The 9,797-nt window shown below is 72.2% G+C and carries 11 protein-coding genes; all 11 read right to left on the bottom strand.

The features are described 5' to 3' along the window. Positions 1–41: 41 nt before the first annotated feature. Complete coding sequence (nusB, locus tag ACWGN5_RS36325) at positions 42–479, bottom strand: transcription antitermination factor NusB (protein WP_453522683.1); 438 nt, start codon at positions 477–479, stop codon at positions 42–44. Between the two features lie 2 nt (positions 480–481). Beyond that, complete coding sequence (efp, locus tag ACWGN5_RS36320) at positions 482–1,048, bottom strand: elongation factor P (protein WP_453522682.1); 567 nt, start codon at positions 1,046–1,048, stop codon at positions 482–484. Between the two features lie 48 nt (positions 1,049–1,096). Beyond that, on the bottom strand, positions 1,097–2,209 hold the full coding sequence (locus ACWGN5_RS36315; protein WP_453522681.1) for an aminopeptidase P family protein: 1,113 nt from the start codon (positions 2,207–2,209) through the stop codon (positions 1,097–1,099). Between the two features lie 60 nt (positions 2,210–2,269). After that, the gene (locus tag ACWGN5_RS36310) at positions 2,270–3,292 is read right to left on the bottom strand and encodes an AAA family ATPase (RefSeq protein ID WP_453522680.1); all 1,023 of its coding nucleotides are present in this window, start codon (positions 3,290–3,292) and stop codon (positions 2,270–2,272) included. A 138-nt stretch (positions 3,293–3,430) separates the two neighbouring features. Then, complete coding sequence (gene aroQ / locus ACWGN5_RS36305) at positions 3,431–3,877, bottom strand: type II 3-dehydroquinate dehydratase (RefSeq protein ID WP_453522679.1); 447 nt, start codon at positions 3,875–3,877, stop codon at positions 3,431–3,433. Next, positions 3,874–4,971 carry a 3-dehydroquinate synthase gene (gene aroB / locus ACWGN5_RS36300; RefSeq protein ID WP_453522678.1) on the bottom strand — a complete coding sequence of 366 codons (1,098 nt, stop codon included), beginning with the start codon at positions 4,969–4,971 and terminating at the stop codon, positions 3,874–3,876. Before aroB ends, aroQ begins: the two co-directional genes overlap by 4 nt. Next, on the bottom strand, positions 4,968–5,486 hold the full coding sequence (locus ACWGN5_RS36295; RefSeq protein WP_369143158.1) for a shikimate kinase: 519 nt from the start codon (positions 5,484–5,486) through the stop codon (positions 4,968–4,970). Before ACWGN5_RS36295 ends, aroB begins: the two co-directional genes overlap by 4 nt. Then, positions 5,483–6,667 (bottom strand): chorismate synthase, encoded by a 1,185-nt coding sequence (aroC, locus tag ACWGN5_RS36290; protein ID WP_453522677.1) that lies wholly within the window; start codon positions 6,665–6,667, stop codon positions 5,483–5,485. The genes ACWGN5_RS36295 and aroC overlap by 4 nt, the downstream gene beginning before the upstream one ends. A 114-nt stretch (positions 6,668–6,781) precedes the next feature. After that, positions 6,782–7,021, bottom strand: a complete 240-nt coding sequence (locus ACWGN5_RS36285; protein ID WP_453522676.1) for a hypothetical protein — start codon at positions 7,019–7,021, stop codon at positions 6,782–6,784. A 29-nt stretch (positions 7,022–7,050) separates the two neighbouring features. Beyond that, a complete protein-coding gene (locus ACWGN5_RS36280) occupies positions 7,051–7,878 on the bottom strand; it encodes a shikimate dehydrogenase (protein ID WP_453522675.1) in 828 nt (275 codons plus the stop codon). Continuing rightward, entirely contained in the window at positions 7,878–9,695 is a 1,818-nt protein-coding gene (mltG, locus tag ACWGN5_RS36275) for an endolytic transglycosylase MltG (RefSeq protein ID WP_453522674.1), read from the bottom strand. The genes ACWGN5_RS36280 and mltG overlap by 1 nt, the downstream gene beginning before the upstream one ends. Positions 9,696–9,797: the final 102 nt, after the last annotated feature.

Here is a 9,797-nt window from a genome sequence, read left to right as displayed (position 1 = left end):
GCACTCGGTGCTGCGGGCCCCTTCGCGTACCGTACGGGGACTTAGACGTCCGCGTCCCGGCGCAGGCGCGGCTTCAGGTCCTTGAAGCGCGCCAGCAGGCCGTTGACGAAGGCCGGGGACTCCTCGGTGGAGAACTCCTTGGCGAGCTGCACCGCCTCGTCGATCGCGACCGCGTCGGGCGTGCCGTCCTCCCAGATCACCTCGTACGCGCCGAGGCGCACGATGTTCCGGTCGGCGACGGGCATCCGGTCGAGGTCCCAGTCCACCGCGTAGGTCGCGATGAGCTCGTCGATCCGCGCCACGTGGGCCGCGTATCCCTCGACCAGCTGCATGGTGAAGTCGTTGACCGGCGGCTGACGGTCGTCGGCCCGGTGGAGCCGGACCTGGTCCGCGAGGACGTCCTGCACCGAGGCGCCGCGCTGGTCGGCCTCGAACAGGATCTGGAAGGCGCGCTTGCGTGCCTTGCTCCGAGCGGCCACGGTTACTTGTTCACCCGGCCGAGGTAGCTGCTGTCGCGGGTGTCGACCTTGACCTTCTCACCGGTGGTGATGAAGAGCGGGACCTGGATCTGGTGACCGGTCTCCAGGATGGCGGGCTTGGTGCCACCGGTGGAGCGGTCGCCCTGGACGCCCGGCTCGGTCTCCTGGATGACCAGCTCGACGGCGGCCGGGAGCTCGACGTAGAGCACCTCGCCCTCGTGCTGCGCGACGGAGGCCGTGAAGCCCTCGATGAGGAAGTTGGCGGCGTCGCCGACGTTCTTCTTGTCGATGTGCAGCTGGTCGTAGGTCTCCATGTCCATGAAGACGAAGTACTCGCCGTCCATGTAGGAGAACTGCATGTCACGGCGGTCGATGGTGGCCGTGTCGACCTTCGTGCCGGCGTTGAAGGTCTTGTCGACGACCTTGCCGGAGAGCACGTGCTTGAGCTTCGTGCGCACGAAGGCCGGGCCCTTGCCGGGCTTGACGTGCTGGAACTCGACGACGGACCAGAGCTGGCCCCCGTCGAGCTTGAGCACCATGCCGTTCTTGAGGTCGTTCGTGGAAGCCACGGTTGCGGAATCTCCTGGACTGACGTGGACCGGGGAGGCGTACGCGCCTTACAGCGCGAGCAGCTCCTTGGTCGTGATGGTGAGTAGCTCGGGTCCGCCGTCCGCCTCCTGGCGTACGACGAGCGTGTCATCGATCCGGACCCCGCCCCGGCCCGGGAGGTGGACCCCCGGTTCGACGGTGACCGGCACGCAAGCGTCCAGTTTACCCATGGCCGAAGGTGAGAGCTGCGGGTCCTCGTCGATTTCGAGCCCCACACCGTGCCCGGTGAGGGGCACGGCGGCCTCCGCGTGCCCCGCGGCGTCCAGGATCTGGCGGGCCGCCCGGTCCACGTCGCGGTACTCGGCGCCGGGTGCCAGGGACTCGCGTCCGGCTCGCTGAGCGGCGAAGACGAGCTCGTACAGCTCGATCTGCCAGTCGGCGGGGGTGGTGCCGATGACGAAGGTGCGGCCGATCTCGCAGCGGTAGCCGCGGTAGTCGGCGCCGAGGCAGACGGAGAGGAAATCGCCCTCCTCGACCCGGCGGTCGGTGGGCCGGTGCCCGCGGCGCCCGGAGTGCGGGCCGGTGCCCACCGAGGTGGGGAAGGCGGCCCCGTCGGCGCCGTGGTCGACGAGCCGCCGCTCCAGCTCCAGGGCGAGGTGCCGCTCGGTCCGGCCCACCAGGATCGACTCCAGGAGCTCGCCGAGGGCCTGGTCGGCGATCTCCGCCGCGATCCGCAGACAGCCGATCTCGTCCTCGTCCTTGACGATCCTGAGCTGTTCCACGGCGCAGGCGAGGTCGGTGAGGTGCGGTCCGGGGGCGACGGCGCCCATGGCCCGGTGCCGGGCGACCGTCAGGTGGTGCTCCTCGACGGCGAGCGCGTCGGCGCCGGCCCGGCGGGCGAGGTCGACGGCCGCGACCGCCGGATCGCCTCCTCCGGTGGGCAGGACCTGCTGCCGGAGCAGTTCGTCGAGCCGCCCGTCGGCCGGTTCGCCACCGGGCGCGACGGGGCAGAGCAGGACGTCCGTGTCCGGCTCCGGCCCGACGAGCAGGACGGCTCCGGGCGGCGAACCACCCGCGAGATAGCGGACGTTGGCGGGGCGGGAGACCAGGGCCGCCGGGCTGCCCGCGGCCGCGCACCGGTCGCGCAGCCGCACACGGCGGTCCGCATACACCTCTGACATGCTCCGAGCCTACGAGCAGGGCGCCGGGGCGTCCTGTTCAGAACGGCCGTCCGGGCGCGGTCACCAGGTCGGCGGGCTCGCGATCGCGCGGGCGAGGACGTCGTCGAGGACGCGCGCGGTGGTCTCCACGTCGTACGTGGAGTTGTCGATGATCGGCAGGCCGGAGCCGTACCAGCCGGCCATCCGGCCGTGGATGGCGGCGACCTCCTCGTCGGAGAGGCGCCGGTTGCCGCTGCGCTCGGCGTTGCGCTCCAGGACGATCTCCAGGCCGGGCAGCAGGACGACGGGCAGCAGGCCGGGCCCCACGTGGCGCTTCCAGCCGCCGAGGCCGACGACGGGCCGGTCGGGGAAGACGGCGTCGTCGACGATGCAGGAGATGCCGTTGGCGAGGAAGTTGCGCGCGGCGAAGCCGCAGGTGCGGCGGGCGAGCCGGTACTGCGCCTCGGAGTGCTCGTTCCAGCCGGACTGCGGGTCCGCGAAGCCGGAGCAGACCCACTCGCGGACGTCGTCGAGGCTGATGTGCGCGGTGGGCACGCGGCGGCGCTGGGCCCAGTGCCGGGCGACGGTCGTCTTGCCGGCGCCGGCGGGACCGATGAGGAGCACGGCGAGGGTCGCCGCGCCCGTCCCGGCGCCGTGCTCCACGGACGGCGCGAGGGGCGCGCTCACGGGCGGCAGCGGCACCTGTCCGGTGAGGTCACCGCGCGGCGGCACGGCGGAGGGGTACTGCGGCCCGGCGGGCCGCGGCGCGGAGCCGGGGTGCTGAGGAGCGGCGGGGTGCGGCCCGGAGCCGGGGTGCTGTGGGGCGCCCGGGTGCGGTCCCGCCGCCGGGGGCTGCGGGGCGCCCGGGTGCGGCGCACCTCCCGGGTGCGGTGCCGTCGGGTGCTGCGGTATGCCGCCGGGCGTGCCCCAGCCCGGCGCCGCGTGCGGGGGTCTCGGGGTGCCGGCCTGGACCGTCGGATGCACACCGAGCCGGGGCTCGGGCGCCGGCGCCGGGTACGGGGCGCCCGGCGGCACCGGCGGAGGAACGGGCGGCTGCCCGCCGAGCTCCCCGCCGCCCGCCGGACCCCCCACTGCGTGCTGCATCCGGTGCCACTCCGTCTCGTACGCCTGTCGGATCCCCGGACCGGTGTCCGTGGACGGCGGAACGTTACCGCCCCCGCCCCCCACCGGGGGAACGGCCGGGGACGCCCCCTGGTGCCCTGTCGGGCTCTGTCACCCCTGTCAGTCGGTGAGCTCCTCGGCGAGCGCCCGCAGCGCCAGCCGGTAGGAACCGATCCCGAACCCGGCGACCGTCCCGGTCGCCACGGCCGCGACGACCGAGGTGTGCCGGAACTCCTCACGGGCGTACGGGTTCGAGATGTGCACCTCGATCAGCGGGGCCGTCCGCTGGGCGGCGGCGTCCCGCATCCCGTACGAGTAGTGCGTGAACGCCCCGGGGTTGATCACCACGGGGATCGAGCCGTCCGCGGCCTCGTGGAGCCAGCGGATCATCTCGCCCTCGTCGTTGGTCTCCCGCACCTCGACGTCGAAGCCGAGCTCCGCGCCGAGGGTCCGGCAGGACTCGACGAGCCCCTTGTACGAGGTGGCACCGTAGATGTCGGGCTCACGGGAGCCGAGACGGCCCAGGTTGGGGCCGTTCAGCACCAGAACCGGACGCGTCTCGCTCACGCGGACACCTCGCCGTACGCCGCGATCAGCACGGCCGGGTCCGGGCCCTCGAGGACCGTCGGCTTGCCGATGCCGTCGAGGACGATGAAGCGCAGCAGGTCGCCGCGGGACTTCTTGTCGACCCGCATGGTCTCCAGGAGCTTCGGCCACTGGTCGCCGCGGTAGGTGAGCGGCAGGCCGACGGACTCCAGGATGGCCCGGTGCCGGTCGGCGGTGGCGTCGTCGAGCCGGCCGGCGAGGCGGCCGAGCTCGGCGGCGAAGACCATGCCGACGGAGACGGCGGCGCCGTGGCGCCACTTGTACCGCTCGTTCTTCTCGATGGCGTGGGCGAGGGTGTGGCCGTAGTTGAGGATCTCGCGGCGGCCGGACTCCTTGAGGTCGCCGGAGACGACCTCGGCCTTGACCTTGATCGAGCGGACGAGCAGCTCGGCGGTGTGCGGACCGGCCGGGGTGCGGGCGGCCTGCGGGTCCTCCTCGATGAGGTCGAGGATGACCGGGTCGACGATGAAGCCGGCCTTGATGATCTCCGCGAGCCCGCTGACGTAGTCGTGCACCGGCAGCGAGTCGAGCGCCGCGAGGTCGCAGAGGACCCCGGCGGGCGGGTGGAAGGCGCCGACGAGGTTCTTGCCCTCGGCGGTGTTGATGCCGGTCTTGCCGCCGACAGCCGCGTCGACCATGGCGAGGACGGTGGTCGGCACGGCGATCCAGCGGACGCCCCGCAGCCAGGTCGCGGCGACGAAGCCGGCCAGGTCGGTGGTGGCGCCGCCGCCGACGCCGACGACGACGTCGCTGCGGGTGAAGCCGGTCTGGCCCAGCGCCTTCCAGCAGTAGGCGGCGACCTCGGCGGTCTTGGCCTCCTCGGCGTTCGGCACCTGGATGGCGACCGCCTCGTAGCCCTGTTCGGCGAGGTCGGCGCGGAGCGCCTCACCGGTGTCGGCGAGCGCCTCCGGGTGGATCACGGCGACCCGCTTGGCCTGGGTGCCGATCAGGCCGGGGAGCTCACCGAGGAGCTGCCGCCCGACCAGTACCTCGTACGGGTCGGTGCCCGCGGAACCGCCGACCTGGATACGGGTGACCTGGTCCTGGTCCGTCATACGTCCTTCAACTCCAGTGCGTCGAGGACCGCCTGGGCGACCTCTTCGGGGGTGCGCTCGTCCGTGCTGACGACGACCCGGGCGACTTCGGTGTACAGATGGCGGCGCGCCTCCATCAGCTCGCGCCACTGGCGGCGCGGGTTGATGGCGAGGAGAGGCCGGGCGGTGTTGAGTCCGACCCGGCGTACGGCCTCCTCGACGTCCATGGAGAGGTACGCGACGGGCAGCCCGGCGAGCAGGGCGCGGGTCCCGGCGTCCAGGATCGCGCCGCCGCCGAGGGCGAGGACGCCCTCGTGCTCGGCGACGGCCGTGGCGACGGCGGCCCGCTCCAGGGCGCGGAAGTGCTCCTCGCCGTCCTCGACGAAGATGTCGGAGATCTCGCGTCCTTCGGCGGCGACGATGTCGGCGTCGGTGTCCCGGTAGGGCGCGCCGAGCCGTTCGGCCAGGAGCGCGCCCACCGTGGACTTGCCGGAGCCCATGGGCCCGACGAGGACGACCAGGGGTCCGGCCGTCACCGGATGTTCAGGTTGTCGAGGTACGACTGGACGTTGCGGCGGGTCTCGGGGACCGAGTCGCCGCCGAACTTCTCGACGACGGCGTCCGCGAGGACGAGCGCGACCATGGCCTCGGCGACGATGCCGGCGGCGGGGACGGCGCAGACGTCGGAGCGCTGGTGGTGGGCGGCCGCGGCCTCGCCGGTGGCGACGTCGATCGTGGCCAGGGCGCGCGGGACGGTCGCGATCGGCTTCATCGCGGCGCGGACGCGCAGCAGCTCGCCGGTGGTCAGGCCGCCCTCGGTGCCGCCGGAGCGGCCGGAGGTGCGCTTGATGCCGTCCTCGGTGCGGACGATCTCGTCGTGGGCCTGCGAGCCGGGCACGCGGGCGAGGTCGAAGCCGTCGCCGACCTCGACGCCCTTGATGGCCTGGATGCCCATGAGGGCGGCGGCGAGCCGGGCGTCGAGGCGACGGTCCCAGTGGACGTGCGAGCCGAGCCCGACGGGCACGCCGTAGGCGAGGACCTCGACGACGCCGCCGAGGGTGTCGCCGTCCTTGTGGGCCTGGTCGATCTCGGCGACCATCGCCTTCGACGCGTCGGCGTCGAGGCAGCGGACCGGGTCGGCGTCGAGCTTCTCGACGTCCGCGGGGGTCGGGTAGACGCCGTAGGGGGCCTTGGCGGCCGCGAGCTCCACGACGTGGCTCACGATCTCGATGCCGGCGGCCTCCTTGAGGAAGGACCGGGCGACGGCACCGAGGGCGACTCGGGCGGCGGTCTCGCGGGCGCTGGCGCGCTCCAGGATCGGCCGGGCCTCGTCGAAGCCGTACTTCTGCATGCCGGCGAGGTCGGCGTGGCCGGGCCGCGGCCGGGTCAGGGGCGCGTTGCGGCCCGTCTCCTTGAGCTCCGAGGGGTCGACCGGGTCGGCCGACATGACCTTCTCCCACTTGGGCCACTCGGTGTTGCCGACCATGACGGCGATCGGGGAACCGAGCGAGAGCCCGTGCCGGACGCCACCGAGGAAGGTGACCTCGTCCTGCTCGAACTTCATGCGGGCGCCACGCCCATAGCCGAGGCGTCGCCGCGCGAGGTGGTCCGCCACCAGCTCAGTGGTGACCGGAACGCCGGCGGGCAGACCCTCAAGGGTCGCGACCAGCGCGGGTCCGTGGGATTCCCCAGCGGTCAGCCAACGCAACCTGCTCAACGATGCTCCTCATGCTCGCGCCTGGGCACTGCAACGACGCGGCCGGGTGCGCGGCCCTGGCCCGCCGCTCCCGATCCTCCCACGTCCGGGTGACGAACCCGGCCTCCGGTCCAGCTATCGGACGTCGGGCTCGCTCTCCTGGACGGCCGCTTCCTCGCCGATGGGTCCGCCGAACCGTTGCCGCAGCCATCCGAGGCCGAGGTGGACGGCCAGGGAGGCCCCGAGCGCGAGCAGCGGATACCTCACCCATTCGGGCAGGTCGTGGAAGAGCAGCGTGAAGACCATGCGCACGATGCCCAGGCCCACGTCCCCCCGGGACGCCAGAACCCATTCCCCACCCGTGTCCACTGCCACTCCCCCAAGATCTCGCCGAAGAGGAGATCCTAGCGAGCCGCCAGCGCCCGCTCCCCCGCCGCCCGCATGGCCGCGAGCGGGGCCTTGGGGACGCCCGTCATCTGTTCGACCTGGAGGACGGCCTGGTGGACGAGGAGGTCGAGGCCGCCGACGACCTTGCCGCCGCGGTCGGACCAGGCGGCGGCGAGCGGGGTCGGCCAGGGGTCGTACAGGACGTCGAAGAGCGTGCCGACCCGGTCGGGGACCTCGCTCGCCAGGGCGTTGGTGGTGCCTGCCGGGGTGGTCGCGACGACCAGGGGCGCGTCGAAGGCCTCCGCCGCGCGCTCCCAGTCGGCGGTACGGACGTCCACGGCGAGCCGCTCGCCCCAGCCGCGCATCTCCTCGGCCCGCGCCTCGCTCCGTACGTACGCGGTGACCGGACCGGCGCAGATCCGGGCGAGGGCGGCGAGCGCGGAGGAGGCGGTGGCGCCGGCGCCGAGGACGGCCGCCGACTCCACCTTCTCGACGCCCCGCTCGCGCAGGGCGGCGATCATGCCGGGGATGTCGGTGTTGTCGCCGAACCGGCGCCCGTCCTCGCGGAGGACGACGGTGTTGACGGCCTCCACGGAGGCGGCCGTGTCGCTGATCTCGTCGAGCAGCGGGATGATCGCCCGCTTGAGCGGCATGGTCAGCGACAGCCCGGCCCAGCTGTCGTCCAGCTCCCCGACGAAGCCGGGCAGCCCGGCCTCGTCGACCTCGAACCGGTCGTACGCCCAGTCGTCGAGCCCGAGCTCGGCGTACGCGGCGCGGTGCAGGACCGGGGAGAGCGAGTGGGCGATGGGCGATCCCAGGACCGCCGCTCGGCGTGCTGCCGCCATCAGTTCTTCCTTGACTCGTTGAACTTGTCGACCAGCTTCTGGTGCTCGGCGTTGGTCTTCGTGAACTGCGACGTCTTGCCGTCGATCGAGATGAAGTAGTACCAGCCGTCGTTCGTCGGGTTGACCGTACCGGTCATCGCCTCGACGCCGGGGTTGCTGATCGGACCGGGCGGCAGCCCCTTCACGAAGTACGTGTTGTACGGGTTGTCGTACTTCCGCAGCTCTTCGAGGGTGAGGTCGATCTCGCTCTGGTTCTTGATGTAGTTGTACGTCGAGTCGAACTCGAGGCCGCCGTAGGTCTGCGGGTTCGACGGCTTGAGGCGGTTGTAGACGACCTCGGCCATCTTGCGGAAGTCGTCGTGCGAGGTTCCCTCCGCCTGGACGAGGCTTCCGATCGTGATGAGCTGCCAGGGGCCCTCGACGCCGAGCTCCTTCGCCTTGGCCTCCAGGTCCAGCTTCGTGTACTCCTGGTTCGCCCGGGCCACCATCTTGCGCAGGACGTCCTCGGGCTTGTTGCCCTTGGCCACCGGGTAGCTCGCCGGGAAGAGGAATCCTTCCAGCGGGTCCTTCACGTTCTTGTGGTTCTTCGCCCAGTCGGGCAGGCCGAGGCTGTCCGCCTTCGCCTTCGCGATGCCCTGGGTGGTGCCCGGCTTGAGGTCCAGACGCTCGTCGAGCTTGCCGTAGACCCAGGCGTTGCGCTTGCCCTCGGGGACGATCAGGTTCGCCTGGCTCGCCGGGTCCAGCATCATCTTGACCGCGGCCTCGGCCGACATCTCCTTCCTCAGCGTGTAGGCACCCGCCTGGATCGAGAGACCGTCGGGGTTCTTCTGCTGCGCCGAGACGAAGGCGTCGACGCTCTTGACCACGCCGGCCTTCTTGAGGATGTTGCCGATCTCGTAGCCGCCCGCGGCCTTCGGGATCTCGACCTGGACCTCGCCGCTGCCGGCGCCCGTGTAGTCGGGGGCCGCGCCGAACTCGCCCTGCCAGAACTGGTAGCCGAAGTAGCCGATGCCGCCGACGCCGCCCACCAGGACGAGCGCGACGACCAGGCAGGCCACGCCGTTCTTGCCTTTGCGTTTCTTCGCTTTGCTCCGGCGCTCGCGGTCCTCGTCACGGGAGCCGCGGCCGCGCCCCGGCTCGTCGTCGTAGTCGTCGTCCGGGTCGTCCTGGGAGCCGCCGGTGAAGAAGGGGTGCTGCTCCTCCTCCGGCTCGGGGTGGGCCTCTTCCTCCGGCGCCCAGTCGACGACCGGCTCCGGCGGGTTCTGCCGGCGGCCGGGCGGCTGGGGCGGCGGGTACGCCTCGGGCGTGCCGTAGAGGTCCGGGTTCTGGCCTCCGTACGGATCGGCCGGGGGCGCGTTGTACGCCATCGCCGCCTGGCCGGTCTCCCAGCCGCCGTCGTACTGCTGTCCGAGGTGCCCGGGCGTGTCGTAATTGCCCGGGTGCCCCGGCTGGTACTGCTGCGGCTCCTGGTACTGCTGCTGATACTGCTGGTGCTGCTGGTGCTGCTGCTGGTGCTGCTGGTGCTGCTGGTGCTGCTGGTGCTGCTGCTGGTACTGGGGATCGACGTACTGCTGCTGCGGCTGCTGCTGCTGGTACTGCTGATGCTGCGCCTGCTGCTGGTACGGGTCGCCCCCGTAGCCCTGACCGGCGTGACCGCCCTGGGCGTACGGGTCCGCGTAGCCCTGGCCGCCGTGGCCGTACTGGTTCGGCTGCTGCGGGTGCGGGTACTGCTGCTGGCCCTCCCACCCCTGGTCCCCGTAGAGCGGGTCCCCGGGGTGCCACGGTTCGGAGCCAGAGCCCCGGCCATACTCAGTCATCGATCCCCAAAACAGCCGCGAGGCTTCCGGACGATCCGCCTCTACGTAGTGCGGCAGCTGTTCGAACACCGCCGCATCGCGCGGAACGTTACCGTATCGCGA

This window comes from Streptomyces sp. NPDC055815 (genome assembly GCF_053616475.1).
Note: the sequence above shows the minus strand (reverse complement) of the source record. Positions and strands in the feature narration are given on the sequence as shown.

Coding starts and splice junctions, on each gene's coding strand:
- ACWGN5_RS36315 (WP_453522681.1), bottom strand. CDS start 2,209: ATGTCAGAGGTGTATGCGGACCGCCGTGTGCGGCTGCGCGACCGGTGC.
- ACWGN5_RS36310 (WP_453522680.1), bottom strand. CDS start 3,292: ATGCAGCACGCAGTGGGGGGTCCGGCGGGCGGCGGGGAGCTCGGCGGG.
- aroB (WP_453522678.1), bottom strand. CDS start 4,971: ATGACGGACCAGGACCAGGTCACCCGTATCCAGGTCGGCGGTTCCGCG.
- ACWGN5_RS36280 (WP_453522675.1), bottom strand. CDS start 7,878: ATGGCGGCAGCACGCCGAGCGGCGGTCCTGGGATCGCCCATCGCCCAC.
- mltG (WP_453522674.1), bottom strand. CDS start 9,695: ATGACTGAGTATGGCCGGGGCTCTGGCTCCGAACCGTGGCACCCCGGG.